The organism is Micromonospora sp. NPDC005220, from assembly GCF_040607895.1.
GTDB lineage: Bacteria > Actinomycetota > Actinomycetes > Mycobacteriales > Micromonosporaceae > Micromonospora.
On record NZ_JBEXHP010000018.1, the window covers coordinates 37,001 to 62,191 of the forward strand.

A 25,191-nucleotide genomic window follows, 5' to 3' on the forward strand; every position below is an offset into this window, starting at 1 on the left:
CTCGTGGTCACTCGGACACCCCGTACGCGTCGGTGCGCACGAAGCGCATGCTCCAGCCGCCCGCCTCGTCGGGCCGATCACGTTCGTAGAGGTGGTCGGGGCCGGGCTGCACCGGGCCGGTGCCGTCCGGGTGCCGCATGATCCAACGCTGGGGTGGGGCGCCGTCCGACCCGGCCGGCAGCAGCCGGACCAGACCGTCCGCGGGCCCACCGACGAAGCGTACGGTGACCTCGCTCATCACGGCGTCCCCTCGGGTGACCGTGCCGGCACAATCGGTGACACCGGCTCTGGCTCGCAAGCTACCGCACCCGCCGCCCTGGCGTAGCGAGGTGCGCAGGGGCGAACCGGCCTCGGTTTGCCCAGCTCCGGGTGCGGGTACCGCGCTCTGAGCACCCGGCCGTCGGCGGGGCGAGGACGAGGAGTGGTCGATGCGCACGCTGGACGGGCGGTACCGGCTCGAACAGCGCATCGGTGTGGGTGGGATGTCCGAGGTGTGGCGCGCGTACGACCAGGTGCTGGACCGGCCGGTCGCGGTGAAGCTCATCTCGCCCGGTCGCGACGACCGGGACGGCCCGGTGGACCGGATCCGCGCGGAGGCCCGGTCGGCGGCCCGCCTCGAGCACCCCAACGTGGCGAGCGTGCACGACTTCGGCACCTCCTCGACGTGGCCCGGCCGGCCGACGCCCTACATCGTCATGGAGCTGGCCGAGGGTGAGACGCTCGCCGTGCACCTGCGCGCCGGGCCGCTGGACTGGCGGATCGCGGTGCGGGTCTGCGCGGAGGTCGCCGCGGCGCTGGCCGCCGCTCACGCCGAGGGCATCGTGCACCGCGACGTCAAACCCGCCAACGTCATCCTCACCCCGGCCGGGGTGAAGGTGCTCGACTTCGGCATCGCCATCGCCGCCGGAGCCCTCGACCCGATGCCGACCGGGATGGTGCTCGGCACCCCGGCCTACCTGGCACCCGAGCAGCTGGACGAGGCGCCAGCCACCCCCGCCGCCGACATGTACGCCCTCGGCGTGCTGCTCTACTACAGCCTCACCGCCCGCCTGCCGTACCGCGCGGCAACCTCCAGCGAACTGCTCCTGGTCCGCCGCCGGCAACCACCGGAGCGGCTGCCCGACATCGCCGGGCTTCCGCCGGAGGTCGCCGACCTGTGTCACTCCTGCCTCGCCGACGACCCCGAGCAGCGACCGACCAGCCTGGTCGCCGCGCTGCTGCTGGCGGAGGCCGTGGACGCCCGGGTGTACGTGCCGATGACGATCCCGACAGCCCGACGGTCGGCCCCGACGTCACCGTGGACCGAACGGGCCGCCGCCGAGGCCACCGAGGCCGTGGCGCTGACGGACGAGCAGAACCTGCCCTCCGGCCGCTGACAGCGCGGCGGCAGAGTTCGCGGGGCTGGCGGAGCGTTTTGCCGGGTGGCCCGACGTCTCGCCTGGCGACGGCGAAGTTTCGCGGGGTGGCCCGACGTCTCGCCTGGTGGTGGCGGAGTTTCACGGGGTGGCCCGACCTCTCGCCTGGTGGTGGCGGAGTTTCGCGGGGTGGCGGCCGTTTCGTCGGGCGGGGGTGGGGTAGCCGAGCCGGTGAGCGACGGGAGAAACGCGATGCCGGATCAGAGTTCCTGGCTGCGTGAGGCCACAGCGACCGCCCAGGGCGGTCACGTACGCACCGACGATGGCGGGCTCTCCACCGCGCTGGCCTCACCGCTGGCGCCGCACTGCACCGGGCTGACGCCGGAGCAGTTGCTGGCAGCGGCCTTCGCCTCCTGCCTCCATCACGCGGCGGTGGAGGTGGCCGGGGAGATCACCGACGAGGCGCACACCGTGCAGGTCCGGGCGGAGGCGAAGCTGGGCCGGGACAACGACGGCCGGTACCGGGCCGACGTGCACGCGGAAATCTCCTCGGCCGGCCTGAGCCGAGATCAACTGGCCGACCTGGTCGAGTACGCCGACCGGCTCTGGCCCTTTTCCAGCGGCGACGCCAGCCGACACCGACTGACCGTCACCCCAGCTGAGAACGCCCGACACTGACCCGCCGAGGACAACATGCGGCCCAGCGACACGGCGGCCCGGCGGCACAGCGGCCCGGCGGCACAGCGGCCCGGCGACACAGCGGCCCGGCGGCACAGCGGCCCGGCGACACAGCGACCCGGCGGCACAGCGGCCCGGCGACACAGCGACCCGGCGGCCCGGCGGCCCGGCGGCCCGATACGTGCCGATCGCGGCACTCCAGGACGCCGCCGACGTAGATCTTGGACAGTTTCCGTTCTCAGTGAACGGAAACTGTCCAAGATCTACGAAAAACGCGACCCGGGCCGGGGAGTCGTCGCACTTTTGGTGGACCTGGCATCGACTGTTCGGTGGACCCGGGTGGGCGGTCGTGCGCCGGATGGAGAGCCGCCCACCACGAGCGGATTCGCCCGGCAAGTCGGAAATAACCGTCTGGAGGCATCCGCGAGGTTGATCAGCTTCGCTAAGCTTCTGCCCGCTAAAGTCAGCACGATCAGGGCAAATTGTGGCGCATGCCACCGTACGGGCTGGTGGCATCGGGCATTTGGCTCTTTAGCCTCGGCAGGTGCATGCCGACGACCCCTCCGCCCAGAAGCTGACCGACGCGCGCCCGACCACCCTTTCGGACGACGCCGCCTCAACCGACCGGACGATCGGCCGTCACCGCGTCCCCGAACCGGCTCGGCGGGCCCTGCTGCGCTCGACCCCGGTGCGGGTGGCGCTGGCCACCGGTGTCACCTGCTGTCTCAGCCTCGTGGCGGTCGCGACCGCACGGGGCAACGACGACGATCCGCGCACGGTCGAGCCGCTCGCCGAGGCGGTGGCCGACCGCGCCGCCATCGCCGATGAGCGCGCCTCCCGGTCGCTGGACCGCGACGTCGCCCCCGCCCGGATCCTGCCCAGCCCGACGGCCAAGCCCACGCCCACGCCGACCGCCGTCCGCAAGGCGCCCAAGAAGCCGGTGAAGCCCCGCCGCCCCCAGCCGGTCGCCGGCCTCGACCAGGCACAGATGGACAACGCGAAGATCATCGTGGACGTCGGCCTGGAGATGAAGATGCCGCGCCGCGCCCTGGTGGTGGCACTGGCCACCGCCATGCAGGAGAGCAACCTCTACAACCTGGCCAGCGACGTCCTGCCGGAGTCGGCGGAGTACCCGAACCAGGGCAGCGGCTCCGACCACGACTCGGTCGGGCTGTTCCAGCAGCGGCCCAGCAGCGGCTGGGGCACGGTGGCGCAGCTGATGCAGCCGTCGTACGCCGCGCGGGCCTTCTACACGGCGCTCAACGAGATCCCCGGCTGGCAGGACATGAGCGTCACCGCAGCTGCCCAGTCCGTACAGATCTCCGCCTACCCCGACGCGTACGCCCAGCACGAGGATCGGGCTACCACCGTCGCGGCGGCGCTCACCGCCTGAGCCGGGCACCCCGTACCGGCCGTCTCAGCGACGGCCGGGCGGCGGCTCCGCGCCCGCGTCCAGGCCGCCGGCTCCAACCCGACTTCCCGGTACGCCGGCAGCCGCAGTCGGGGTGTCGGCGGGCACCTGGTCGACCGTCACCTGGCTGAGGATCTCGTCCACCCGCGCCGCACGCCGTCGACGGGCATCCAGCGCCGCCTCGAAGTCACGTCGGGCCTGCACGGCCTCCGCGTACGCCAGCTCCCGTACCCGCCGGGCCTCCTCGCGGGCCTCGTCGAGTTCGGCGCGGGCCTGGGTCAGGATCTCGGCGGCCTCGCGTCGCACCGGGTCACCGGCCTGCCGGGTGGCGGCGGCGTCGCCCAGGTCCAGCCGTTGCAGGAGCCCGCTGAGCCAGGCCGCCTCCTGCCGGATCTCGTCCCATTCCCGGGCCGCCCCGGCCGCGCCCTCAGCCCGCGCCGCGAGCCGGGCCAACCGGATCCCCAACTCGTCGAGGCAGTAATCCACCTGCCGCTGGTCGTAACCGGTCTCAACCACGGAGAACCTCATCCTGTCGCCCCCAGGCAGCTGCTGTTACTTCCCCACCTGGATCCTCGGCCGCGACCGCTCGCGCCGAGGGGGTTCGGGAAAAATGTTCAGCATGCGCGCAGGTGGCGCGGGCGTCAGGTGCGCTTGGGCAGCACGACGACGCGGCCGAAGAACTCGTCGATGCGGCGCACCACGTCGTTGAAGTCGTCCAGGTCGATCGGCTTGGTGACGTACGCGTTGGCCTGCAACGTGTAGCTGCCGACGATGTCGGTGTCGGCGTTGGAGGTGGTCAGTACGACGATCGGGATGGTCCGCAGATCCTCGTCCTGCTTGACCGCGCCGAGCACCTGCCGACCGTCCATCCGCGGCATGTTCAGGTCCAGCAGGATCATGTCGGGTCGGCGGGCCTGCTCGTGCCGGCCCTCGGCGCGGAGAAACTCCATCGCCTCCTCGCCGTCACTGACCACGTCGATGATCTTCTCGACGTCGGAGTCCGCCAGCGCCTCCTCGATCATCAGCACGTCGCCCGGGTCGTCGTCGACCACCAGGATGCGTACCGGCTGCGGGCTGTCTACGCCCATCACTACCTGCCTCGGATTCGGCGGGGAACGGGACCCTGACGGTCACCGCGCTGGCAAGGAAATGCTGGCGGGGAAATCTAGCCCATCAGGACGCGGTGCGGGACACGGGGTCGACCGACTCCGGTTCGTAGCGCAACACGTCGGCGAGGCCGGTCACCCGCAGCACCCGCTCGACCCGCCCGTTGGCGCCGGTGATCCGGAGCCACCCGCCGTCGGCCGCCACCTGGTTGTCGCCCCGGACGAACACGGCCAACCCGGTGGAGTCGCAGAACGTGAGGTCGGTGAGGTCGAGCAGCACCCGGGTCTCGCCCGCCGCGGTGAGCCGGTCGATCGCGGCGGTCAGCTCGGGGGCGGTGCTCAGGTCCAGCTCGCCCGCGAGCCGCAGGTAGGCGCCACCACCGTCGCGCTCGACGTAGTTGACGCTGAACGTCACCGTTCTCCCCCTCGCTCCACCCTCGGGGTGGGACGTTTGCAGTCCGGCAAGTATACGCAGAGCGGACTGGAACGCCGCTGAGCGCGGGTATCGACCCGGGTGCCACCAGCAAGTCGGTCAGCGGGCTGCCGCGGGCAGCGCGGCGCATCCCAGCGCCAGCGCCCGCGCCGCCCGGGGAAAGTCCCGCAGCGCGGCGGCGTAGTGCTCCAGCGGCAGCACGACCGCCCCGGTGGGCACCCCACGACTGCGCAGGATCCCCGACAGCCACTCCACGAACTCGGCGAACAACGAGGCGTCGTCGACGTAGACCGCCGCGGCCAGGAAGTCCACGATGTGGCCCAGGTCGCTCACTGTCGCGTCGAGCTGAGCGGCGGTGTACTCCCGTGCCGCCGGCACCCGGTCCCGCAACTCCGCCACCGCGCTGTCGATCAGCTCACCGCGACGGCGCACCAGGCTGGCGTACTCGTCGTCGGCCAGGTGGGCGAGTCGGGCCGGCGACGCGCCACGCAGCGCCCGCTCGTCGGTGATCAGCTCGGCCGCCGCGGGCGCGTCCGGCGCCCAGGGCACCCCGAGTCGGCGCGCCCACCGGCCGTCCGTGCCGAACCCGCGCCCGCCGACCACCACCGGCACGTCCGAGCGGCGGCAGGCCTCGATCATCCGATGGGCGTACGGCAGGCGCATCGGCAGCGCGCAGGCCAGCGCGACCGCGTGCGCGTCGTAGCGGTGCAGGTACGACACGAGGTGCGCCGCGGGCACGCTGGCGCCCAGAAAGGTCACCTGCCACCCGCGTAACCGCAGCACCTCGGACACCAGCCGAGGCGGCAGCGCATGCCACTCCCCGTCCATGCAGGCGACCACGACCCGTCCGCCGGTCGGCCTCGGTCTGGCGTACGCGGACACCGCCGCCACCACCTGCTCGCTGATGTGGGTGGCCGCGTGCTCCTGGGCGACGCTCCACTCGTTACGCGCCCACCGCTCGCCCACCTCGGCCTGGGCGGGCGCGACCAGGTCGAGCAGCACCCGCTCCGCTGGGACGCCCGCGCCGAGCAGGCCGATCGCCATCTCGGTCGCGGCGTACTCGTCGGCGTCGGCGAGGCAGTCCAGGTAACCGGAGTACGCGTTGCCGAGGTCGGTGGTGGCCGCGGCGGTGGTCACGCGTCAGCTCCCTCGGTGTGGTCGGTGCCGGTGGGCACCGAGTGCAGGTGCCGCGACCCGCGCCCACTGAGGCCGGCCGCCCGCAGCGCCAGCACGGCGATGTCATCGTGGTCGCCGCGCCCGAGCCAGTCGCAGGTGATCTGCTCGACCCGTTCGGCCAGGGCCGGCGCGGGCATCCGCTGGCAGCCGGTCAGTGCGGTGACCAGCCGCTCCGGGCCGAACTGTTCGTCGCCGCGCCGACCGCCCCGGGCCTCGGTCACCCCGTCGCTGTAGAGCAGGCAGGTCTCGTCCAGCGCCAGCCGTACGGTCACCTCCCCGACCCGGGGGTCGGGCACCACCCCGAGCAGCATGCCGCGCAACGGCACCGTCTCCACCTCGCCGGAGGCTCGCAACACCAGTGGTGGCAGGTGCCCGCCGCCGGCCAGGGTGAGGGTGAGGCCACCGTCACGCTCCGGGCGGGCCACGCCGAGCACGATCGTGGCGAAGCGGCCCTGGCCGTGCGCCTGGGTGGTCTCCAGCAGCGCGTCATTGAGCAGCCGCAGCAATCGCGCGGGGCGCGACTCCAGCCGGTGCAGCGCCTGGAGGCACTGGCGCAGCTGGCCGGTGAAGACGGCTGCTTCGACGCCCTTACCCGACACGTCGCCGAGGAAGAACACCGAGCCGCCGTCGGGGAGACGGTGCGAGCCGTAGAAGTCGCCGCCGATGCGCAGCCCCGCCTGCGCGGGCCGGTACGCGGTGCCCCACTGCACGCCGACGGCCTCGACCGGTTCGACCGGCAGCAGGCTGGCCTGCAGGGTGTCGGCCACCTCCGCCTGTTCGCGGTAGAGCAGCGCGGTGGTCAACGCCGCGCCGGCGCGGGCCGCGAAGGCGCGGACCAGCTCCACGTCGTCCTCGTCGTACCAGCGGGTGGCGGGACGGGCCACCAGCAGCACACCGACCGGCGCGTCGCGGCCCGGCAGCGGGACGACCCGGGCGGCACTCTCGGTGCCGGCGAGCAAGGGCAGCCAGCCGGCGTCGACCGCCTGCTCGACCAGCCAGTCCACCGCGTGCGGCTCGGCCCCGGTCAGCCCGTCGGCGATGGCGGCCGGCAGCTCACCATCGGCCAGCACGCCACTGTCCACCGTCGGCGCCTCGTCGTCGGTACGCGAGGCCCGCCACCAGTGGGCGCGACCGGCCCGGGGGGCCAGCACCAGCACCGCCACCTCGGCCAGGGTCGGCACGGCGAGTCGGACGACCGCGGCGGCGGCCCGATCGGGGTGCAGCGGGTTGCCCAGCTTGTCGCCGACCACGGCCAGGAACGCCGAGCGCGCCCGTTCGGCGAGCAGCGCGTCGGCCCGGCTGACGCTGTCGGTGACGTCCTCGACGTACCAGCAGCAGCGGCCTCCGGAGAGCGGCACCTGGCGCGCGGTGAGCCGGCGCCCGCGATGGGTGAAGCCGCCGGGGGCACCCGCGCCGAGCCCGGGCACACCGGCCGCGCTGAGCAGCTCGCCGCAGGTCACCTCGGGCAGTAACCGCTCGGCCATCTGGCTCATGTGGCGTACGACGCCGTCGGCGTCGCAGACCACCAGGCCTTCACGGAAGTGCTCGACGACCTCGGACCAGTCGGGCGTGGCCGGACTCCGGTCGGGGGTCAGTGGGGGCAGGGGCGGGGTGGGGCGGCGAACGTCGGCGGACCACGCGGAGGGTCGTGTCGTGCTCGGCGTGGAGAGCCGTCCGTCGCCTGGGTCCCAGTCCCTGACGTCGGAAGCAGTCACCAGCTGAGCCTCACTCCTTCTCGTTCACCGAACCCGTGCCGGAACCGGCGTCTACGGTCAAAACTCTCCAGTCACCCTACGCCGGAACCCGGGAAGCGGCATCTCACGGCGGGGGCGCGGGCACCGCCACGGCGGGGGCGCGGGCACCGCCACGGCGGGGGCGCGGACGAGCGTCACGCGGGGTGCGCGTCACCGCCCCCGCTTTGCGTTCTGTCGCTCGACAAGGAAAATGGTGGGATGCCCGACCAGCTGTTGACCATCGAGACAACCCGGCTCACCGCCGGGCAGGTCCGACTCCGGCTGACCGGCGAGCTCGACTACGACACCGCGCCCGAGCTGATCGCCGCGGCGGCCGACCTGCCCGGCGACGGCAGCGCCCCGGTGCTGGTCGACCTCACCGGGGTGACCCTCTGCGATTCCTCCGGGCTCAGCGCGTTGCTGGTGGTGCACCGCGCCGCCGGGGCGGTCCGGCTGACCGGGGTCAGCCCGCAGCTGCAGCGGATGCTGGACCGCACCGGCCTGAGCGAGTTGCTGGCCATGGCGTACTCCGACGACGTGCGCGCCATCGGCTGATCTCCGGGCCACCCCCGGAAACGGGGATGGCCCCCGACCCTGGGACCTGGGGTCGGGGGCCGGAGGAATGTCTAGGGTGCCGTCATCGGCTGGAGCCGGGGTCCGCTCTCGCGCAGCTCGCCGGTCGAGGTCGAGTCGATGTCCGCGGGCTTCCCCGAATCGGGCGTCTGGTACAGGTAGCGGACGAACTGCCCACCCGCCTCGTTGTCGTCTGCACCGGGCCACTGACCGATGCAGTCCATGCCGATCACCTCGCGGCCCGTTCCGTCGGCCTCCTCCAGCAGCGCCCACAGGCTCACCGGGTAACACCTGGTGAGGTCGGGTGTGAGCTGCCAGCGCGCGTACCAACCGGGTCGGGCGGGGACGATCTCGACAACTTCCTTCATGACGACCTTCCTTCCGCGTACCTCGGAAGAACTCCGGTCCTGAACCGATCGTGCGGGCGGTGCGGGTGAGCACCCCTCACCCGCGCCGGATGAAGCGTGGCGGAGGCCGGGCCGACCCGGCCGGCGGCCGCTGTTTCGTTCTCCGGGACGGCGGGAAGGCGACCGGCGCAGGCACGATCCCCAGCGGAAGGGGTGCCACCATGCGCAAGCAGATGGAGGGCGACAACCAGCGGCGCCGGGCGCTGGCCCGGCAGGCCCGCGAGCAGAATCGCCAGCCCAGCGAATTCGGCGCCAGCCTGAGCGCCTCCAAGCAGCTCACCAGCCTTGAGCAGGGCAAGCGGGCCGGCCCACCGCCGGCCGGACTACACAAACCGGACACCACCCGCGGCGGGCCGGCACCGCCGCCGGTCGGCAACGCCGACAATCCGCGGCCCCAGCCGTCCCCGCCGAGCGGTGCGGCCGGGGTGAGCAGCATGGGTTACCACGACCTGGTCGACGAGGTCCGGCGTCGCGCCGGGGTCGACTTCAAGACGGCGAAGGTGGGCACCGAGGCGACAGTGCTCGTCCTCGCGTTCGCCCTGGAGGCCGCCGAACGGCGGCGGCTGCTCGCCGCGGTGCCGTCGTCGCTGCACGACGTGCTGCCGGTCGACGGCATCAGGCGGCATCGGGACCTGCCCGGCTTCCTGGCCGAGGTGGGCCGGATCAGCGGCAACACCCCGGAGCAGGCCCGGTACCAGGCGGAGGCGACGATCGCCGCGCTCGCCGAGCAGGACAGCGACCTGGTCGAGTCGTTGCACGTACCCGACGGGTTGCGCGAGCTGCTGAACCCACCGGAGGTCGGCGGCGGCCTGGTGGGCGCGTCCACCACCACACCCACCCTGGACGCTGACGAGATCAGCGCGGCGTTGGACGACCTGCCCTACTGGGCCGGCGACGCCCAGGGCCTCTACCGGGTGGTAGCGCTGCCGCCGGACAGCCTGGACCGGGTGCTCGCCCGGCTCGACCGGCTGCGCCAGGACAACGGCCGCGGCCCGAGCATCGGGCGTCCGGGCGACACGGCCGCCGTGTTGACAGTGCGGACCACCCAGGCCGACGGGGTGACCGCGCTCGACGTGGACCTCGCACACCGGATCGACGCCGCGATCGATGAGGTGGGCGCCGGGATGGCCAGCGGCTGACCGGCCACCGCGACATCGGCGGGCCGACGGGCCGGGGCGCGACCCCGGTCCGCCGGCCGGATGGGCCGTGCCGGTCCGCCGGCCGGATGGGCAGTGCCGGTCCGCCGGCCGGATGGGCCGTGGACTCGGCTAGCGTGCCGGACATGAACCGCGCCGCCGACCGGCTGGAACTGGTCGCCGACCCGGTCCGCCGGACCGGGCGGACACTGCTGTCCGCCGGGGTCGAGCAGTCGTACGTGGATGTCGAGGATCCGCGCCACCTGCATTTCGAGTACGTCCGGCGGATCGCCTCGGCGGTGGACGTGGCGGCCCCGGCCGGCGCGCCGCTGAGCGTCCTGCACCTGGGCGGCGGCGCGCTGACGCTGCCCCGCTGGTTGGCTGCCACCCGGCCCGGCTCCCCGCAACGGGTCGTCGAGCGGGACCCGGCGGTGGTCGAGCTGGTGGCACGGGAGTTGCCGCCACTGCCGTCGATGGTTCGGGTGGAGGTCGCCGACGCCCGGGACGCCCTGACCGGCACCCCGGACGACCGGTACGACCTGGTGATCGCCGACATCTACCGGGCGGCCCGGATGCCCCGGCACGTGCGCACCGTCGAGTTCGTCGCCGAGGTGGCCCGCGCCCTGCGCCCCGACGGGTTGTACCTGGTCAACGTCACCGACCTGCCGCCACTGGTCGGCACCCGGGTGCAGGTGGCCACGTTGCGGGCGGTCTTCGCCGACGTGTGCGTGGTCGGTGACCGGCGGATGTTGCGCGGCCGGCGGTACGGCAACCTGGTGCTGGCCGCGACCTCCCGTCCCGGCGGGCTGCCGGTGGCCCGGCTGGCGGTGGCCGCCCTGCGCGACCCGGTGCCCGGCGGCCTCCTGCACGCCGCCGCGCTGGACACGTTCGTCGCCGGCGCCCACCCGGTCACCGACGCGGACGACGAGTCCCGCCACTGATCGTCGTTGCGCCCGCATTGCCGGGTTTCCGACGGCGCGCGCGGGGAAGGCCCGCCGGATGAGCAACGCCGACGATCGGGACACCGGCCGCCGCACCCTGATCGTGATCGGTCTGGTGCTGGCGACCGCGCTCGCGCTGGGCTTCGTGTACGCGACCCGGCGGGTGCTGGCCTGGGCGGTGGTCGCCGCGTTCTTCGCCGTCGCGCTCAAACCCCTCGTCGACCGGGTGCAACGCCGCTTCGTCCGACGTCGGGCGTTGGCCACGCTGCTGGTCTTCCTCTCCGCGTTCGTGCTGCTGGCGGCCCTGGCCGCGCTCATCCTGGTGCCGTTGTTCGGGGAGTTGAGTCGGTTCGCCGACCGGGCGCCCGAGCTGCTGCGGGACGCCCGCGACGGGCAGGGCCCGGTGGGGCAGGTGCTGGAACGCACCGGGGCGCGACGCTACGTCAGCGAGCACTCCGACCAGCTGCGCGACTTCGGCAATCGGCTGCGCCAACCCGCAGTCGGCGTGCTGCGCGGAGTCGTCGAGACGGTTGCCGGGCTGCTCACGGTCATCGTGCTCGCGTACCTCATGGTGTTGGAGGCGCCGCGGATCACCCGCGGCGTGCTCGCGGCGGCCGGGGACGGTCAGGGCGAGCGGCTGCGTCGGGTGGGCCGGGAGGTGTCGCGGACCGTCACCGGTTATCTCACCGGAAACCTGCTGATCAGCGTGATCTGCGGGTTGTTGACCTACGCGGTGCTGCTCCTCACCGGAGTGCCCTTCGCGGCCGTGATCGCCCTTCTGGTGGCGGTCGCCGACCTGCTACCGCTGGTCGGGGCGACCCTCGGCGCGGTGATCGCGGCCGGGGCGGGTTTCCTGCACTCCCCCACCGCCGGCGTGGTGGTGCTTGTCTTCTTCGTGGTCTACCAGCAGTTGGAGAACCACCTGCTCCAGCCGCTCATCCTGTCCCGGGTGGTCCGGCTGAACCCGTTGACGGTGCTGGTCAGCGTGCTGCTCGCGGCGGAGCTGGCCGGCCTGCTCGGCGCGCTGCTGGCCATCCCCGCCGCCGGCATCATCCAGACCCTGCTGCGCGAGTACGGCCCGCGCCGGCTCCGGCCCGCCCCGCCGGCCGACCCGGCCGCGCGGGCGGGCGGGTCCGCCGACTGACCGGCGCGGTGCCCCTCTCAGCGGGATCGGCTCGCGACCTCGGGCGTGGTGCTCTCCAACGGCACCGCGTTGGCCGGCACCAACCCCAACTGGACCGCAGACCGGGTCAACGCGGCGTCCAACGCCCAGTCGGCGCTGACCCGCGTACGGTTCCCCGGCATCGCCATCAGGTGGTACGCCCGGGTGACCGCCTTGGCCGGCAACCCGGCCAGGTTGACCTGCAACGGGTTCGCCGCCGCGTCCTTGCCACCCAGGTCGACGACCCAGCCCAGGTCGTGGTGCTTGTACGGCTTCCGCCGGCCGAAACCGTACGACGCGGCGATGTTGTGCGCCGCGCGCTTGCCCTGCCGCTGCGCGTGCTGGGCCGTCATTCCGCAGACCTTGCCCGGGTTGACCAGGTCGGGCACGGCGGCGGCGTCGCCGCACGCGTACACCTCCGGGTAGCCGGGGACGTTGAGGAACTCGTCGGTGACCAGCCGGCCCCGGTCGGTGCGCAGGCCCAACTCGTTGACGAACGGGTCGGGGCGCACCCCCACACACCACACCAGGGTGCAGGTCGGCACGTACTCCCCGTCGGAGAGCTTCACCCCGTCGCACGTCGCCTCGGCCACCGAGGTTCCCATCCGCACGTCCACCCCACGCCGGTTGAGCACCTTGTGCGAGGTGTCCGACATCCGCTTGTCCAACTCGGGCAGCACCCGGGGCGCCACGTCGAGCAGCATCCAGCGGGGCCGGACGGTGAGCCGGGGCCGCTGGGCGTGCAGCGCGTCGGTGAACAGCTGCCCGTGTGCCGCGACCTCGGTGCCGGTGTAGCCCGCCCCGACCACCACGAACGTGGCCCGGGCCTGTTGCTCGGCCGGGTCCTCGGCCTGCTCGGCCAGCTCGATCTGCCGGACGATGTGATCGTGCAGGTAGACGGCCTCGGGCAGGCCGCGGAAGCCGTGCGCGTACTCGGTCACCCCCGGAATGGGCAGCAACTTGTTGACGCTACCCACGGCGAGCACCAACCGGTCGTACGCCAGCCGGTTCTTCTCCCCCTCGGCCTGGGTGAAACCGACCCAGCGGTTCTGCAGGTCGACGTGGTCCGCCTCGCCGATCACCACCCGTACGCCCTTGAGCGTCCCGGTCAGCGGCACGGCGATCCGTCCGGGCTCGATCACCCCGGCCGCCACCTCGGGCAGCAGCGGGAGATACAGGAAGTAGTCGGTGGAGTTCAGCACCACGATCTCGGCCCGGTCCCGGGCGATCCGGCTCAACGTCTTCGCCGCGTGGTAACCGGCGAACCCGGCCCCCACGATCACCACACGAGGTTTCGTCATTGCGGGCCGTTTCCCGTCGGAGCCCGCGACAAACGTCCGACGCGCGACCCGCCCTCACCTTGGCTAAGCCGGACGTGGCCGCTGCGCCCGGTCGCTTCCAACTCCCACTGTTGGCCGAACGCCCGCACCCGCTCGGCGGTGATCCGGCCCAGCTCCTGCGGGACGTCCGGATCGAGGACCAACCGGCCGTCGACCGGGTTGACGCCGAGCATGGCGCGGATCAGGGCCAGCGGCGTGCCGGCCGCCCACGCCTGCGGGCTGCACGCGGTCGGGAACGGCACGGCGAAGAGCAGCCGTTCCCGGTCGAAACCGCTGAGCGCCTCCGGCAACCGGTAACCGAACTGGTCGGCCGCCTCGATCATCGCCAGACTGATCTGGTTGGACTCGGCCCGGTAGCCGTACCGGGCCAGGCCCAACGCGGCGATCGAGTTGTCGTGCGGCCAGACCGTGCCGAGGTGGTAGCCGAGCGCGTTGTAGAGCCGCTCCTCCCGGGACAGCGTGCGGATGCCCCAACCGGAGAACATGTCCGGCGACATGAGTTGTCGCACCACCGCGTCGGCCCGCTCCGGCGGGACGATTCCGCTCCACAGCAGGTGACCCATGTTCGAGGTCTTGGAATCGACGCGGTTCTTGTCGCCGTCGAGGGCGACCGCGTAGTAGCCGCCCCGTTCCTCGATCCAGAAGTCGTGGTTGAACCGCTCGTACAGGGTGTTGGCCTCGTCGCGCAGCCGGCGCGCCAACGTGCGGTTGTCCAACGGCCCGTCGAACAACTCGGCCAGCCGCAGCTTGGCGTCGTAGGTGTAGCCCTGCAGGTCGCAGGTGGCCAGCGGGAGCACGGGCATCCTGCCGTCGGCGAAGCAGACGCCGTCCGGGGAGTCCCGCCAGCACTGGTTGCCCAGCCCTTCGGGCGAGCGGGTCGCGTACTCGACGTAGCCGTCGCCGTCCCGGTCGCCGTACTCGTCGATCCAGCGCAACGCGGCCATCGCGTTGTCCCGCAGGTGCCGGACGGTTTCGTCGTCGCCGGTCCAGCGCCAGTACTCGGAGAGCAGGATCAGCCAGAGTTGGGTGGCGTCGGCGCTGCCGTAGTACGGCCCGAACGGTTTCTCGCCACTGCGGGTCAACTCGCCGCTGCGCACCTCGTGCAGGATCTTACCGGGCTCTTCGTCGGTGAAGTCGTCGCACGTGTCGCCCTGAAGCCGGGCCAGGGCGAGCAAGGCCCCCTTCGCCAGCGCGGGCCCGGCGACCAGCGTCTGATACGCGGTGATCAGGGTGTCCCGGCCGAAGACGGCGAGGAACCAGGGCAGTCCGGCACCGGGCAGCATGATCCGCTGGCCCTTGACCTCCAGGTCGAGCCGCAGTGCCGCCAGGTCGTTGCGGGACTGCCGCGCGGTGCGCTCCAACGCCGCGTTGTCACTGCGCAGCACCGCCCGGTCCTCAACCCACCGGCGCAGCGGGTCGTCGGCCCGGCCGTGGATGACGTCGGCGATGTCGCCCCGGACCGGCTCGACCACCCCCATCCCGGACGGCAGTGGCACGTCCAGGTCGACGTGCCACTCCTCGCGAGGGCCCAGCTCCAGCTCCCAGACCAGGTCGTCACCCTCGATGCGGTCGGCCGGCTTCGCGCAGCACACCCGGGTCTGCGCGGAAAAGTCACCGCGCTGGTAGGAGAAGCACAGCTCGGACCCGTCGGCGGCGTGGTCCCGGCTGATCTCGGCGGAGCGGTCCCGGACCCTCGACTTGACCTCGAACAGGTCGGCGAAGTCGGCGGCGACGGCCAGCCGCAGCTCCACCCGGATCGGCTCCAGTCGGTAGGAGACCAGTTCCACGCGTTCGTGAAACCCGTCGCCGACGTAGCGCAGGCGCCGCAGGCCCAGGGTGTTCGGCGGCAGCCCGGGCAGTTCCGGGTTGGTGAGCACGTACTGCGCCGAATAGTGCTCGATGGTCTTGGCGCGCAGCACCAGCAGCGCACTACCGTTGATGGTCAGGCTCCAGCCGCTGATCAGGCGGGTGTCCAGGTGGACGAGCCCACCGATACTGCCCGTCGGCACATCCCCGCACGCGTTCGAGTACATGAACGTGGGCCCGCTGAGCACCGCGAGGGAGTTGGGGCCCAACTCGGGCGGGATGGCCCGCTGGTCGGCGCTCTGCGTATCCGCGGCGGACAGGCCGGGGATGGGGTGGGCAGGGGTCGCGCGAACGGTAGTCATGACACCCACCGTAGGAAGCAGGGTACGGAGCGTCATCACCCGCTCCGGGTGAAAGGTGGCTGCTCGCGTCGCCGAAGACCGACCCGCTCCGGCAGTGACGCTCGGGCGTCGGCCGGGCTGACGGTCAGGCGCGGGTTGGCGCGGTGACCGCCCACCGTTCGTGGTCGCGCCAGGCGCCGTCGATGAACAGGTAGTCCGGGGAGAAGCCCTCCAACCGGAAACCGAGCTTGCGGGCCACCCGCCGGGACGGCTCGTTGCCCGGCTGGATGTTGGCCTCCAGCCGATGCAAGCCGACCGAGGTGAACGCGTGGTCGATCACCAGGGCGACGCCCGCCGATGCGTGCCCGGTGCCGCTGTACGGCAGGAACGCCGCGTACCCGAGGTAGCCACCACGCAGCGCACCGAGCACGATCCCGCTGATGTTCACGTAGCCGGCGATCTCGCCGCTGGCCCGGTCGCAGATCAGGTAGCCGGCGCTGTCGCGCCGACGGATCCGGCGCAGATAGAGCTCGTACTCCTCCGGGTTGGCCGGCGCGGCCAACCACGGGTGGTGCAGGTCCCGACTGCGCCGCGCGGCGGCGACGAACTCGTCGGAGTCGGTGGACCGGGGCCGCCGGATCGCGGCGGGGCCACCGGTACGCAGGTATCTCACGGCGGATCACTCTGACCGACCGGTGCCGCCGTTGTCCAACCAGGCGGCGCCTGAGCGTGTGCCTCCATCTTCGACGATCTCGCGCGTCAGGTGAAAGACGGTCGTCGGAACGTGCGGCGTTGTGATCCACTGGCCCGGTGAGCCGAACCCCCTCGATCCCCCCGGCCGACGTCGAGAAGCGACTGTCGCGGGAGCTGAACGTCTGGCTGTGCACAGTGCGCCGCGACGGGTCCCCGCACCTGACGCCGGTCTGGTTCGTCTACCTCTCGGCGACGTTCTGGGTCGGTTGCGGGAGCCGCAGCGTCAAGGCCCGCAACGTCATGGCCGACCCACGGGTGTCCCTGGCCCTGGAGAGCGGCAATGCGCCAGTGGTGGCGGAGGGCGCTGCCCACGTGCACCGAAACGCTTTCCCCGGCCCGGTCGTCGAGGCGTTCGTCCGCAAGTACGACGGCTGGGACGTCGGCCGGCGGATCGGCCCGGACGGCGAGCGGACGCTGCTGGAGATCCCCGTTCGACGGTGGCTGCTCGCGGGCACCGCCCAGTGAGCCGTCGATGCGAAAATCGGCGGCGACTGGTTACACCGAGCCGCGACCCGCGACCGTCTGCGCCGCGCGTGGGAACGTGACTACGGTTCGCCCTGGGCCGACGGCCTCGCCCAGGCCTACGATCTCCTCGGTGTCTGAGCGGTCGTGCCGCTTCGACCGCCCGAGCCGATGAACCACGGCGCCAACCACGGGGTGAACGCCACGAACCCGACAGCGAGGGCGGTGATGACGGCCTGCCCGATCCGGCCCGGGGTGACACCGGACGCCGGGTCCAACACGTAGGTGGCGTATCCGTTCGCCGCCGCGTCCGTCGCCAGCACCACGCAGCCCAGCACGAGTCCTTCCACCCGGCGAGCGGCCAGCAGCACCGCCGCCAACGGATCCCACAGCGTCAGGGACGCGAAGTAGACCGTCAACCACCCCGGCAGGGCGAGCTGCGGCCCGAACTGGGGCAGGAGCAGCTGAACCACGTGCACGCCGGTGCCGTAGGCGAAGACCAGCACAGCGACAGCCACCACGCACCGGACCGCGAGCGGCACAGCACGCCATCGACCGGTGCTCATCCGGCCATCGTGCCTCAGCCGGGCGACCGGTCCGTCAGAGCGGGCCGGGGAACGTCTGCGCCATCGGCATCGGCACCTGGAGGAAGGTGGTGCCGCGCATGTCCAGCCAGGCCCGATCCGGCCCGCGCACCAGGCGCAGCATCACCTCCTCGCAGGACGGGCAGCGGGCGACCAGGCCCGGGGCGTACGAGTAGACGTGCAGGCTGGCCATCGAGCCGGTCGTCCCGCAGTTCTCGCAGCGGCCCATCGCGCTGCTCAGGTCGACGGTGAACAGCTCACGCATCGGGCCGTCGAGCATGTTGCCGTCCAGGTACGACATCTCGGTCATGTGATCCTCCTCGACGAGGCGTGCGTCAGCCGGTGGGGCCGAAGCGTTCGGTCTTGACCCGACGTGACGGGTGCCCCAGGCCCACCAGCAGGTCGGCCACGGTCTCCACGAACGCGGTCGGGCCACAGACGTAGGTGAGCGGTTCCAGGTCCGGTGGCCACCCGTGCGTGTTGACGTCGGCCAGCCCGATCCGGTGCGGCTCACCGCGCCAGCCCTCGGGCGCTTCACGGGTGTAGACGTACGCGACGTCCAGCCCGAAGTCGTCGCGGACCCGGCGGCGCAGCTCGTCGGCGTAGATCACATCACCCGGGGTGCGCACCGAGTAGATCAACCGGAACGGGGCCTTGCTTCCCACCGCACGCCGGGCTCGGATCATCGCCATCAGCGGCACGACGCCGGAGCCACCGGCGACGAGCTGCACCGGCGCGGTCTCCTCGGGCCGCCAGATGAACCAACCACCGAGCGGTCCGCGGACCTCCACCGGGTCGCCGGGGGCGAAAACATCGATGAGGTACGGCGACACCTCGCCGTCGGGAACCCGCTGGACGGTCACCTCGATCCGCGGGCCACCGGGGCCGTCCACGGCCGGCCCGGCGATCGAGTACGACCGGGCGGCCTGGTAGCCGTCCGGGGCGGTCAACCGCACGTCGACGTGCTGACCGGGCAGGTGCCCCGGCCAGTCGGGCACCTCCAGGACCAGCGTCTCCGCCGTCGCCGTCTCCACCCGGCGCTCCACCAGCCGGGCAATCTGCCACTTGATGGGCGCGCGGGCCGGGGTGCCCGTCGCCACGGCCCGCTCAGTCACCCTGGTACCGCTGCTCGCGCCACGGGTCGCCGTAGTCGTGGTAACCGGCGGTCTCCCAGAAACCCGGCTCGTCCATCGTCTTGAGCCGGATGCCGCGCACCCACTTGGCGGACTTCCAGAAGTACAGGTGCGGCACCAGCAGCCGCGCCGGGCCGCCGTGCTCGGCCGGCAGCGGGGCGCCGTCGAAGGTGTGCGCCACCCAGGCCCGGCCGCCGCGCAGGTCGTCCAGCGGCAGGTTGGTGGTGTACCCGCCGTACGAGTGGGCGAGCGCGAAGTGCGCGCCGGTGTCCACGCCGTCGAGCAGGGTGTCCAGGGAGACGCCCTGCCAGGTGGTGCCGAGCTTGGACCAGCGGGTGACGCAGTGGATGTCCACCATCGGCGTCTCCTGTGGCAGGGCCATCAGCTCCTGCCACGACCACCGGTACTCGGTGCCGTTCTCGGCGGAGATGACGAACTCCCAGGTGTCCAGGGACACCCGGGGCGTCGGTCCGGCCGAGAGCACCGGAAAGTCCTCGGTCAGATACTGACCGGGTGGCAGGGCCGGCTCCTGCGTCCGGGGCCGACCCTGAAAGCCCGGTGACACGATTCCCATTGCACAGTCGTACCACCCGCGCCGGCCGGGGCGGGAGCTTTCCGCGTACCCCCTCGTCGACCCGGCGCGGCGCGGTCAGTGCCGCTCGGTGACGACCTCGCGCTGCTCGGGCGTGCCGCCCCGGGTGGCGCGCAGGCTGGTCAGGGTTACCACCACCAGCACACCGATGATCACGCCGAGCGAGGCCAGGGTCGGGATCTGCGGCACGCTGTCCCAGATGCCGTGCGCCCAGTGCAGACCCAGCTTGAGGCCGATGAACGCCAGGATGATGGCCAGGCCGTAGCTGAGGTGCACCAGCCGGCTCAGCGCCGCGTGCAGGACGAAGTAGAGCGCCCGCAGCCCGAGCAGGGCGAACGCGTTGGTGGCGAAGACCAGGTACGGGTCCTCGGTGATGCCGTAGACCGCGGGCACCGAGTCGACCGCGAAGACGACGTCGGTGGCCAGCACCGCGACCACCACCAGGGCGAACGGAGTGAGCGCCCGCTTCGCGCCCTGCCGGACGGTCATCTTGGTGCCGTGGTAGTCGTCCACCACCGGCATGACCTTGCGCAGCAGCTTCACCGACCGCATCTTGTTGATGTCGACTTCCTGCTGATGCCCGGACATGGCATCGCGCAGCAGCTTCACCGCGGTGGCGATGAGGATGATCGCGAAGAGCAGGAAGGCGAAGTCGAGGGTCTGCAACGCCGCCGCGCCGAGGGCGATGAAGACCGCCCGCAGCACCAACGCGCCGGCGATGCCGTAGAGCAGCACCCGCTGGGCGAGCACCGCCGGCACCGCGAACGCGGCCAACAGCAGCATGAAGACGAAGAGGTTGTCGACCGAGAGCGACTTCTCCACCAGGTAACCGGTCAGGTACTCGACGCCCTGCTGGGAGCCGAAGCGGGACCAGATCCAGGCGCCGAACGCCAGCGGCAGCGCGATGTAGAACGCCGACCAGCCGATCGCCTCCCGCATGGACACCTCGTGCGGGCGACGGGTGACCAGGAAATCCAGTACCAGCAGCAGGACGACCCCGATGATGGTGACCGCCCACAGCGTGGGAGTGCCCACCGACGACAGGTCACTGGCAGCGGACAGATACGACACTTGGCTCATGTGGGGTCTCCTCGAACACCGTCATGTTCGAGGTCTCCTTCACCCACCACCTGATGGGCAACCACCCGAGGCGCGCCGGGCGCGCCGTACTGACCGGAATGGTTCGTGGGAAGTACTCCCCTCGCACGACAAGGTTAGGCCAGGCTGAATCGTCACGCCAAGCGGGACACCGATGGTTGCCCCGGTAAACCGCTGTGTGTGCCCGGAACGAGCCCTGTCAGCCGCGGCGCAGCGTCGCTCCCGGGGCCATCGCCTGCTCGATCAGGCCCCGATAGTCACGCGGCAGTTGAGTCGCCACGTCATCGAACTCCCCACCGGTGATCGCCTCGCGCAGGGTGGTGAAGACCGCCCGACTGGCGTCCCGGGCGGCGGCCTCCCGCACACCGGCGCGCAACGCGACCCGGGCGACGAACTCCGCCGCGCCGAACCGGTCCGCCTGCTCGGTGCTCGGGCTCGGTTTCAGCACCAGTTGCAGCGGTTGGGGCAACTGGGCGGCCAGGTCCAGAACCTCGCCGCCGGTCAACCGCTCCGCGAACGTCTCCAACACGGCCCGGGTCAACTCGACCGCCCGCTCGGACGACGTGGTGGTGCGCTGGGAAACCTGGTCGATGAAGGTGTCGTAGGTCATCGCGTACTCCCTTGGCTCGCCTCGGCGTCTGCGGGTACCCGCCGCGGAGCGGGAGAAACAGCGCCGGGTTTCCTTCCCCGCACGGGCGTGACCGGCCGGCGGGCGGGTAACCGCCGCCGGTCGTCACCACAACGATGCCCGAGGGAGCCCACGCCATGGCGAGCTACGCCGACGTCCTGCACTACCTGTCGAGCCTGGACTACCCGGCCGAGAAGAACGACGTGGTCCGCGAGGCCGAACGGGAGGGTGCCCCGCCGGACGTGCTCAAGGCGCTGCGCGCCCTGCCGCCGGTCGACTACGCCAACGGGACCGAGGTGGCCCGCTCCGCCGGGATCGAGGCGGCACCCGAGGTGGGACCCGCCCAGCGGGCCGAGCAGGCCCGGGACAAGAAGCACAACCGCGTCTCGCAGCACCTGCGCGGCATCTGACCCAGCGGTGACGCCCACAGCCCGGCGACAGGATCGCCGCCGATGACCTATACCGGCGGCCCGTCCCGGCCAGCGGATGTGCGCTTCCCGGCCGCGGTGCAGATCGCCGTGGTGGCGGTGGTCGGCGTCATCGCCGGCTGCGTCTTCGCGCTGCTGCTGCCACTGCCGCTCGCCGCGCTGACCGGTTGGGACGTGGGGGCGCTGAGCTGGCTGGTGCTGGTCTGGCACAAACTCTGGCCGATGGACGCCGAGCGGACCGCCCAACTGGCCGTGCACGAGGACCCGAACCGGGCGATCCGGGACGCCCTGCTGCTCGTCGCCTGCCTGGCCAGCCTGCTGGCCGTGAGTCTGGTCGTGGCCAGCGCGCAGAGCGCTCCCCCCGGGAGGGCCCGGGACCTGCACGGCGCCCTGGGCGTGCTGAGCGTGGTGCTCTCCTGGTTCGTGGTGCACACCGTGTTCACTGCCCGGTACGCCCGGATCTACTACACCGGCCCGGACGGCGGGGTGCACTTCAACCAGCCCGAACCGCCGCGCTACTCCGACTTCGCGTACGTCGCGTTCACCATCGGGACGACGTTCCAGGTCTCCGACACCAACCTGACGAGCAACGAGATGCGTCGTACGGTGCTGCGGCACTCGCTGGTGTCGTATCTGTTCGGCGCGTTCATCATCGCCGTGACGGTGAACCTGCTGGCCGGTCTGGCCAAGTGAGGCCTGGCGGGCCCGGCACACCGCCCCCGGAGCGCTGCACGGGGTGGGGCCGATCGAAGGGCCGGGACAGGCGGGCGCCCCTGGTCACGAACCGTGACCCAGGGCGCCACGCAAGCCTGCCCAGGCGGTGAACCGCATCCGAACCGGTCGCGGTCACCAGGCGGTGGAGGCCTGCCCGAACCGAGCGGCCAGCACTGCCGGGTCCAACCATACGGCAGAACATCCTCCGTTTGGTCAGAATTTGGGGAAGTGTGGGCCAGGGCACGTCACGGTCGACCGGTCACCTCCGCGTACCGATGCTCCAGGTCGACCCGGGCCAACGCCCCCACCAGCCAGGCCAGCTGCTCCGACTCGCCGGTGGCGAGGCCGGCAAGGTCGTCCGCCGACCTGCCCAGCCCGAGCCGACGCGCGGCAGCCAACGCCCGCCGGTCGGCGACCGGGGCCACCTCCCGCCACAACGCCTGCGCCTCGCGGAGAAACAGGTCGACGACCTGATCGTCCACGCCCGGAAGCTCGGCGAGGAGCGCCCGCTCCCGGACCGGGTCGTGGTGCGCCAGCGCCCGCAACCGGCGCAGATCACCCCGGTACCGCTCGAGCACCGCCCGGGCCAGGTCACCCAGCACGGTGGCGAGCGCGTCCACGTCACCACGCCGGCCGCTGGCGCGCAGGACCCGTACCCGGTCCTCGTGCAGCGAACGAGCCAACCGGGCCGCGCTGTCCCACCCCTCGTCGCGCAACGCCCGCGCCCCGTCCAACGCCCGCCGGTAGTCGCCACGACGGGCCAGCAGCACTGACAGGCAGAGCACCTGGAACAGGCTCGCCGGGTTGTTGGTCACCCGGAACCCGAACTGCTCGGCGAAGCCCCGCCCGCTACCGGCGAGCCGGCGCGCCAGACGTTTACGGTCCTCCACCGAAGTGATCAAACTGGTCGCCATGCCGGCGACTACCCGAGCGCCCGGCGGGCACACGCGCGCCGCTCAGTCGTGCAGGCCGCCGATGCGGTCGCGGGCCTTGAGGCGGGTCGTGGGCAGCGCGGGCGCGGGCAACGGCGGCGCCGGATCGTCGGTGACCACACCGAAGCGTCCGTCGCCGGCCATCCAGTCCTCCCGGGCGGCGGCGATCTCCTCGTGCGACCGGCCGACGAAGTTCCACCACATCACCAACGGCTCCTCGAACGGCGTACCGCCCAGCAGCAGCAGCTTCGCCCCAGCCCCGCCACGCACGGTCAGCTCCCGGCGGCCCGAGCCCAGATACAGCAGCGCCCCCGGCTCGAACCCGACCCCGGCCGCCTCCGCCGACCCGGACATCGCCAGCACGGCGTACTCGAAATCGGGCCGCAACGACATCGTCGCCGGCGCCGTGCCGCCCAGCTCCAGCTGCACCCCCACCAGCGGGGTGTGCGCCACCGCCGGTGACCGCTCCCCGCCGAACTCGCCGACCAGCAGGGTCACGTCCAGGTCGCCGTCGCGCCAGCGCGGCAGGTCGGCGTGGTGCGCGAAATCGGCCGCTCCGGCCCGCGCCGGGTCCGGCAGCGCCACCCAGAGCTGAACGCCGTGCATCACCGGCGGGTGGGTGGCCGGCGACCGCTCCGAGTGGGCGATGCCGTTCCCGGAGGTCATCACGTTCAACTGGCCAGGCACGATCGGCTGCACGTTGCCGAGGCTGTCCCGGTGCAGAATCTCCCCGTCGAGCAGCCAGGTCACCGTCTGCAACCCGGTGTGCGGGTGCGGCGGCACCTCCATACCGGGCCGCTGCGCCACATCATCCGGGCCGAAATGATCCACGAAACACCACGCGCCAACCATCCGGCGGGCGCGCTGCGGAAGCAGCCGCCGCACCGTGGTATACCGACCCAACGGCACGTCGTGGCCGGGCAACAACACACTGCCGGGATCAACGTCGACCACGCCGGGCGGTCGGGTCTGCGCCAGCATCGATTCGGTACGCTCCACCGCCCGACTGTACGCTCGCGCCCATTCGCGACCGCGCCGCTTCCCGCCTGGGCGGGCGGGGTTGTCAGCGCGGCATCATCGATTGCTGGACGACACCAGCACGCTGTTGGCACCCGCGACCAGGTCCAGGTACAGGCGCTCCGCCGACCGGTCCCAGCCCGGCGTACCCAGCACCGAACCCGCGGCCACCCCATCCCAGCGGGCGTCGCGTACCACCACCGAACCAGCGCCGGCTCCCACCCGAACCCGTACCGGAGTCTCCCCGGGGACCCGGACGTCGAGCTGACTGGTCCCACCGGTGAGTCGTACGGTCAGCGGGCTGGCCGGGTTGTCCGAGCGCGGGCCGGTGGGGTCGCCGGGGCCGGTGATCGGTGGCAGGAGAACCTCGGTACGGCTAGAGCCGCCGGCGAGTTCCACGCCCAGCAGCCGAGCCCGGGTCAGGTCCAGCACCTGACTGCTCACCCCGCCAACGAGGTGAAGACGCCAGGCGACCCGCTCGTTGAGCAACACCCGCGCATCCCGTGGCCCGCGCGTCCCGGACTCCACGAGGTCAAGCCGCACGGTCTCCCCCTGCACCGCCGGTCGGCTGGACACCCCCGAGCCGGCCGGGGTGCTGATCCGGTACAGGTCATCGCCCAGCTCTGCCACCCTCAGCTCGAACGAGGACAACCCGTCCGCGAGCACGAAGGTGCCCTGCCGCAGACCCGCCAGCGGCGCGGTCAACAGTTGCTCCGCGGCAGCGCCCGCACCACCGCGGCGACCCCCAGCCGCGTCCGGGTCAGCGACGCCCCCCGGACGACCGCCGTCACCGGGCCGGGTGCCGTCGGGGCGAGTGCCGTCGTGCCCAGTGCCGTCGGGCTCGTTGCCGTCCGGCCCGGTGCCGTCTTGCCCGGTGCCGTCTTGCCCGGTGCCGTCTTGCCCGGTGCCGTCGGGCCCGGTGCCGTCGGGTTGGCTGGAGTAGGTCATGCCGAGGCGGCCGGGGTCGGCAACGATCACGGCCACCGCTGCCGCACCCAGGAGCAGCACGACGGCAGCGGCAGCCACCAGCAGGCGAGCGCCGGTGGACCACCGTCGTGGTGCGACCGCACCGGAGGGTTCCGGCGCTGAATCCGGTTCGCGGTCGGTCCCGTACCCCACTGCGGCCATGCCTCTGTCCCTCCGCCGGTCCCCGTCCAGGGGTACGTACCCGCCAGCCGATCGGATCACTCGGCGCCGATCACGTCACTCCGCTACGTTGCCGACTTAGATCTTGGACAGTTTCCGTTCCGTG

Annotated in this window: 29 protein-coding genes; 10 read left to right on the forward strand and 19 right to left on the reverse strand. The window is 72.2% G+C overall.

Annotated elements, in window-relative coordinates:
- Positions 1-7 precede the first annotated feature (7 nt).
- Positions 8-238: a hypothetical protein gene (locus ABZU52_RS10910; protein ID WP_091408172.1), complete on the reverse strand. Its 231-nt coding sequence runs from the start codon at positions 236-238 to the stop codon at positions 8-10.
- 190 nt (positions 239-428) lie between these two features.
- On the opposite strand from ABZU52_RS10910, the gene ABZU52_RS10915 reads away from it, so the two are divergent.
- The 3 genes from ABZU52_RS10915 to ABZU52_RS10925 all read left to right on the forward strand — a co-directional run bounded on the left by ABZU52_RS10915 (position 429) and on the right by ABZU52_RS10925 (position 3,426).
- The gene (locus tag ABZU52_RS10915; RefSeq protein ID WP_354970859.1) at positions 429-1,376 is read left to right on the forward strand and encodes a serine/threonine-protein kinase; all 948 of its coding nucleotides are present in this window, start codon (positions 429-431) and stop codon (positions 1,374-1,376) included.
- A gap of 231 nt (positions 1,377-1,607) precedes the next feature.
- Complete coding sequence (locus tag ABZU52_RS10920; protein ID WP_354970860.1) at positions 1,608-2,033, forward strand: OsmC family protein; 426 nt, start codon at positions 1,608-1,610, stop codon at positions 2,031-2,033.
- A gap of 544 nt (positions 2,034-2,577) precedes the next feature.
- Positions 2,578-3,426, forward strand: a complete 849-nt coding sequence (locus ABZU52_RS10925; protein WP_354970861.1) for a hypothetical protein — start codon at positions 2,578-2,580, stop codon at positions 3,424-3,426.
- 24 nt (positions 3,427-3,450) lie between these two features.
- Here ABZU52_RS10925 and ABZU52_RS10930 read toward each other — a convergent pair whose 3' ends face one another.
- The 5 genes from ABZU52_RS10930 to ABZU52_RS10950 form a co-directional block, all read right to left on the reverse strand.
- The gene (locus ABZU52_RS10930; RefSeq protein WP_354970862.1) at positions 3,451-3,972 is read right to left on the reverse strand and encodes an ATPase; all 522 of its coding nucleotides are present in this window, start codon (positions 3,970-3,972) and stop codon (positions 3,451-3,453) included.
- Positions 3,973-4,085: 113 nt separating this feature from the next.
- Positions 4,086-4,532 carry a response regulator gene (locus tag ABZU52_RS10935; RefSeq protein ID WP_354970863.1) on the reverse strand — a complete coding sequence of 149 codons (447 nt, stop codon included), beginning with the start codon at positions 4,530-4,532 and terminating at the stop codon, positions 4,086-4,088.
- 85 nt (positions 4,533-4,617) lie between these two features.
- Complete coding sequence (locus tag ABZU52_RS10940; RefSeq protein ID WP_354970864.1) at positions 4,618-4,965, reverse strand: STAS domain-containing protein; 348 nt, start codon at positions 4,963-4,965, stop codon at positions 4,618-4,620.
- 117 nt (positions 4,966-5,082) lie between these two features.
- Complete coding sequence (locus tag ABZU52_RS10945) at positions 5,083-6,120, reverse strand: cobalamin-dependent protein (protein WP_354970865.1); 1,038 nt, start codon at positions 6,118-6,120, stop codon at positions 5,083-5,085.
- Positions 6,117-7,874: a PP2C family protein-serine/threonine phosphatase gene (locus ABZU52_RS10950; RefSeq protein ID WP_354970866.1), complete on the reverse strand. Its 1,758-nt coding sequence runs from the start codon at positions 7,872-7,874 to the stop codon at positions 6,117-6,119. The genes ABZU52_RS10945 and ABZU52_RS10950 overlap by 4 nt, the downstream gene beginning before the upstream one ends.
- Before the next feature lie 237 nt (positions 7,875-8,111).
- Here ABZU52_RS10950 and ABZU52_RS10955 point away from each other — a divergent pair, with 237 nt between their 5' ends.
- The gene (locus tag ABZU52_RS10955) at positions 8,112-8,447 is read left to right on the forward strand and encodes an STAS domain-containing protein (RefSeq protein WP_354970867.1); all 336 of its coding nucleotides are present in this window, start codon (positions 8,112-8,114) and stop codon (positions 8,445-8,447) included.
- A 71-nt stretch (positions 8,448-8,518) separates the two neighbouring features.
- On the opposite strand, the gene ABZU52_RS10960 is transcribed toward ABZU52_RS10955, so the two are convergent.
- The gene (locus ABZU52_RS10960) at positions 8,519-8,833 is read right to left on the reverse strand and encodes a hypothetical protein (protein WP_354970868.1); all 315 of its coding nucleotides are present in this window, start codon (positions 8,831-8,833) and stop codon (positions 8,519-8,521) included.
- A 200-nt stretch (positions 8,834-9,033) separates the two neighbouring features.
- Between ABZU52_RS10960 and ABZU52_RS10965 the strand changes: the two genes are divergently transcribed.
- From ABZU52_RS10965 to ABZU52_RS10975, 3 genes are all read left to right on the forward strand, one after another.
- On the forward strand, positions 9,034-10,011 hold the full coding sequence (locus ABZU52_RS10965; protein WP_354970869.1) for a DUF2267 domain-containing protein: 978 nt from the start codon (positions 9,034-9,036) through the stop codon (positions 10,009-10,011).
- A gap of 143 nt (positions 10,012-10,154) precedes the next feature.
- On the forward strand, positions 10,155-10,949 hold the full coding sequence (locus ABZU52_RS10970; RefSeq protein ID WP_354970870.1) for a fused MFS/spermidine synthase: 795 nt from the start codon (positions 10,155-10,157) through the stop codon (positions 10,947-10,949).
- Positions 10,950-11,007: 58 nt separating this feature from the next.
- Positions 11,008-12,093, forward strand: coding sequence for an AI-2E family transporter (locus ABZU52_RS10975; protein ID WP_354970871.1), 1,086 nt, complete (start codon positions 11,008-11,010; stop codon positions 12,091-12,093).
- Between the two features lie 17 nt (positions 12,094-12,110).
- Here the strand turns inward: ABZU52_RS10975 and ABZU52_RS10980 are convergent, their stop codons facing one another.
- From ABZU52_RS10980 to ABZU52_RS10990, 3 genes are all read right to left on the reverse strand, one after another.
- Entirely contained in the window at positions 12,111-13,412 is a 1,302-nt protein-coding gene (locus tag ABZU52_RS10980; RefSeq protein ID WP_354970872.1) for an NAD(P)/FAD-dependent oxidoreductase, read from the reverse strand.
- Positions 13,409-15,619 (reverse strand): glycogen debranching N-terminal domain-containing protein, encoded by a 2,211-nt coding sequence (locus ABZU52_RS10985; RefSeq protein ID WP_354970873.1) that lies wholly within the window; start codon positions 15,617-15,619, stop codon positions 13,409-13,411. Before ABZU52_RS10985 ends, ABZU52_RS10980 begins: the two co-directional genes overlap by 4 nt.
- Positions 15,620-15,743: 124 nt before the next feature.
- Positions 15,744-16,271, reverse strand: coding sequence for a GNAT family protein (locus tag ABZU52_RS10990; protein WP_354970874.1), 528 nt, complete (start codon positions 16,269-16,271; stop codon positions 15,744-15,746).
- A gap of 137 nt (positions 16,272-16,408) precedes the next feature.
- On the opposite strand from ABZU52_RS10990, the gene ABZU52_RS10995 reads away from it, so the two are divergent.
- A complete protein-coding gene (locus ABZU52_RS10995) occupies positions 16,409-16,816 on the forward strand; it encodes a pyridoxamine 5'-phosphate oxidase family protein (RefSeq protein WP_354970875.1) in 408 nt (135 codons plus the stop codon).
- A gap of 116 nt (positions 16,817-16,932) precedes the next feature.
- Here ABZU52_RS10995 and ABZU52_RS11000 read toward each other — a convergent pair whose 3' ends face one another.
- The 6 genes from ABZU52_RS11000 to ABZU52_RS11025 all read right to left on the reverse strand — a co-directional run bounded on the left by ABZU52_RS11000 (position 16,933) and on the right by ABZU52_RS11025 (position 20,830).
- Positions 16,933-17,379 carry a hypothetical protein gene (locus ABZU52_RS11000; RefSeq protein ID WP_354970876.1) on the reverse strand — a complete coding sequence of 149 codons (447 nt, stop codon included), beginning with the start codon at positions 17,377-17,379 and terminating at the stop codon, positions 16,933-16,935.
- A 34-nt stretch (positions 17,380-17,413) separates the two neighbouring features.
- Entirely contained in the window at positions 17,414-17,707 is a 294-nt protein-coding gene (locus ABZU52_RS11005) for a DUF6510 family protein (protein ID WP_354970877.1), read from the reverse strand.
- A 25-nt stretch (positions 17,708-17,732) separates the two neighbouring features.
- Complete coding sequence (locus ABZU52_RS11010) at positions 17,733-18,497, reverse strand: ferredoxin reductase (RefSeq protein ID WP_354970910.1); 765 nt, start codon at positions 18,495-18,497, stop codon at positions 17,733-17,735.
- 7 nt (positions 18,498-18,504) lie between these two features.
- Positions 18,505-19,104 (reverse strand): sulfite oxidase-like oxidoreductase, encoded by a 600-nt coding sequence (locus tag ABZU52_RS11015; RefSeq protein ID WP_354970878.1) that lies wholly within the window; start codon positions 19,102-19,104, stop codon positions 18,505-18,507.
- A 75-nt stretch (positions 19,105-19,179) separates the two neighbouring features.
- Positions 19,180-20,202, reverse strand: a complete 1,023-nt coding sequence (locus ABZU52_RS11020; protein ID WP_354970879.1) for a TerC/Alx family metal homeostasis membrane protein — start codon at positions 20,200-20,202, stop codon at positions 19,180-19,182.
- 217 nt (positions 20,203-20,419) lie between these two features.
- The gene (locus tag ABZU52_RS11025) at positions 20,420-20,830 is read right to left on the reverse strand and encodes a DUF2267 domain-containing protein (protein ID WP_354970880.1); all 411 of its coding nucleotides are present in this window, start codon (positions 20,828-20,830) and stop codon (positions 20,420-20,422) included.
- A gap of 155 nt (positions 20,831-20,985) precedes the next feature.
- Between ABZU52_RS11025 and ABZU52_RS11030 the strand changes: the two genes are divergently transcribed.
- Positions 20,986-21,258, forward strand: a complete 273-nt coding sequence (locus ABZU52_RS11030; RefSeq protein WP_354970881.1) for a DUF2795 domain-containing protein — start codon at positions 20,986-20,988, stop codon at positions 21,256-21,258.
- Positions 21,259-21,300: 42 nt separating this feature from the next.
- On the forward strand, positions 21,301-21,969 hold the full coding sequence (locus ABZU52_RS11035; protein ID WP_354970882.1) for a DUF1345 domain-containing protein: 669 nt from the start codon (positions 21,301-21,303) through the stop codon (positions 21,967-21,969).
- Positions 21,970-22,235: 266 nt separating this feature from the next.
- Here ABZU52_RS11035 and ABZU52_RS11040 read toward each other — a convergent pair whose 3' ends face one another.
- From ABZU52_RS11040 to ABZU52_RS11050, 3 genes are all read right to left on the reverse strand, one after another.
- The gene (locus tag ABZU52_RS11040; protein WP_354970883.1) at positions 22,236-22,904 is read right to left on the reverse strand and encodes a hypothetical protein; all 669 of its coding nucleotides are present in this window, start codon (positions 22,902-22,904) and stop codon (positions 22,236-22,238) included.
- A gap of 42 nt (positions 22,905-22,946) precedes the next feature.
- Positions 22,947-23,921 (reverse strand): pirin family protein, encoded by a 975-nt coding sequence (locus ABZU52_RS11045; RefSeq protein ID WP_354970884.1) that lies wholly within the window; start codon positions 23,919-23,921, stop codon positions 22,947-22,949.
- A 75-nt stretch (positions 23,922-23,996) separates the two neighbouring features.
- A complete protein-coding gene (locus ABZU52_RS11050; RefSeq protein WP_354970885.1) occupies positions 23,997-25,067 on the reverse strand; it encodes a hypothetical protein in 1,071 nt (356 codons plus the stop codon).
- Between the last annotated feature and the right edge of the window lie 124 nt (positions 25,068-25,191).

Bases quoted from the DNA above. Each gene is read 5' to 3' on its own strand.
- ABZU52_RS10975 (WP_354970871.1), top strand. From the start codon at position 11,008: ATGAGCAACGCCGACGATCGGGACACCGGCCGCCGCACCCTGATCGTG.
- ABZU52_RS10980 (WP_354970872.1), bottom strand. From the start codon at position 13,412: ATGACGAAACCTCGTGTGGTGATCGTGGGGGCCGGGTTCGCCGGTTAC.
- ABZU52_RS11015 (WP_354970878.1), bottom strand. From the start codon at position 19,104: ATGGGAATCGTGTCACCGGGCTTTCAGGGTCGGCCCCGGACGCAGGAG.
- ABZU52_RS11035 (WP_354970882.1), top strand. From the start codon at position 21,301: ATGACCTATACCGGCGGCCCGTCCCGGCCAGCGGATGTGCGCTTCCCG.
- ABZU52_RS10965 (WP_354970869.1), top strand. From the start codon at position 9,034: ATGCGCAAGCAGATGGAGGGCGACAACCAGCGGCGCCGGGCGCTGGCC.
- ABZU52_RS11050 (WP_354970885.1), bottom strand. From the start codon at position 25,067: ATGGCCGCAGTGGGGTACGGGACCGACCGCGAACCGGATTCAGCGCCG.
- ABZU52_RS11020 (WP_354970879.1), bottom strand. From the start codon at position 20,202: ATGAGCCAAGTGTCGTATCTGTCCGCTGCCAGTGACCTGTCGTCGGTG.
- ABZU52_RS10955 (WP_354970867.1), top strand. From the start codon at position 8,112: ATGCCCGACCAGCTGTTGACCATCGAGACAACCCGGCTCACCGCCGGG.
- ABZU52_RS10930 (WP_354970862.1), bottom strand. From the start codon at position 3,972: ATGAGGTTCTCCGTGGTTGAGACCGGTTACGACCAGCGGCAGGTGGAT.
- ABZU52_RS11025 (WP_354970880.1), bottom strand. From the start codon at position 20,830: ATGACCTACGACACCTTCATCGACCAGGTTTCCCAGCGCACCACCACG.
- ABZU52_RS10960 (WP_354970868.1), bottom strand. From the start codon at position 8,833: ATGAAGGAAGTTGTCGAGATCGTCCCCGCCCGACCCGGTTGGTACGCG.
- ABZU52_RS10910 (WP_091408172.1), bottom strand. From the start codon at position 238: ATGAGCGAGGTCACCGTACGCTTCGTCGGTGGGCCCGCGGACGGTCTG.
- ABZU52_RS11000 (WP_354970876.1), bottom strand. From the start codon at position 17,379: ATGAGCACCGGTCGATGGCGTGCTGTGCCGCTCGCGGTCCGGTGCGTG.
- ABZU52_RS11005 (WP_354970877.1), bottom strand. From the start codon at position 17,707: ATGACCGAGATGTCGTACCTGGACGGCAACATGCTCGACGGCCCGATG.
- ABZU52_RS10970 (WP_354970870.1), top strand. From the start codon at position 10,155: ATGAACCGCGCCGCCGACCGGCTGGAACTGGTCGCCGACCCGGTCCGC.
- ABZU52_RS10985 (WP_354970873.1), bottom strand. From the start codon at position 15,619: ATGACTACCGTTCGCGCGACCCCTGCCCACCCCATCCCCGGCCTGTCC.
- ABZU52_RS10935 (WP_354970863.1), bottom strand. From the start codon at position 4,532: ATGGGCGTAGACAGCCCGCAGCCGGTACGCATCCTGGTGGTCGACGAC.
- ABZU52_RS10915 (WP_354970859.1), top strand. From the start codon at position 429: ATGCGCACGCTGGACGGGCGGTACCGGCTCGAACAGCGCATCGGTGTG.
- ABZU52_RS10920 (WP_354970860.1), top strand. From the start codon at position 1,608: ATGCCGGATCAGAGTTCCTGGCTGCGTGAGGCCACAGCGACCGCCCAG.
- ABZU52_RS11040 (WP_354970883.1), bottom strand. From the start codon at position 22,904: ATGGCGACCAGTTTGATCACTTCGGTGGAGGACCGTAAACGTCTGGCG.
- ABZU52_RS11030 (WP_354970881.1), top strand. From the start codon at position 20,986: ATGGCGAGCTACGCCGACGTCCTGCACTACCTGTCGAGCCTGGACTAC.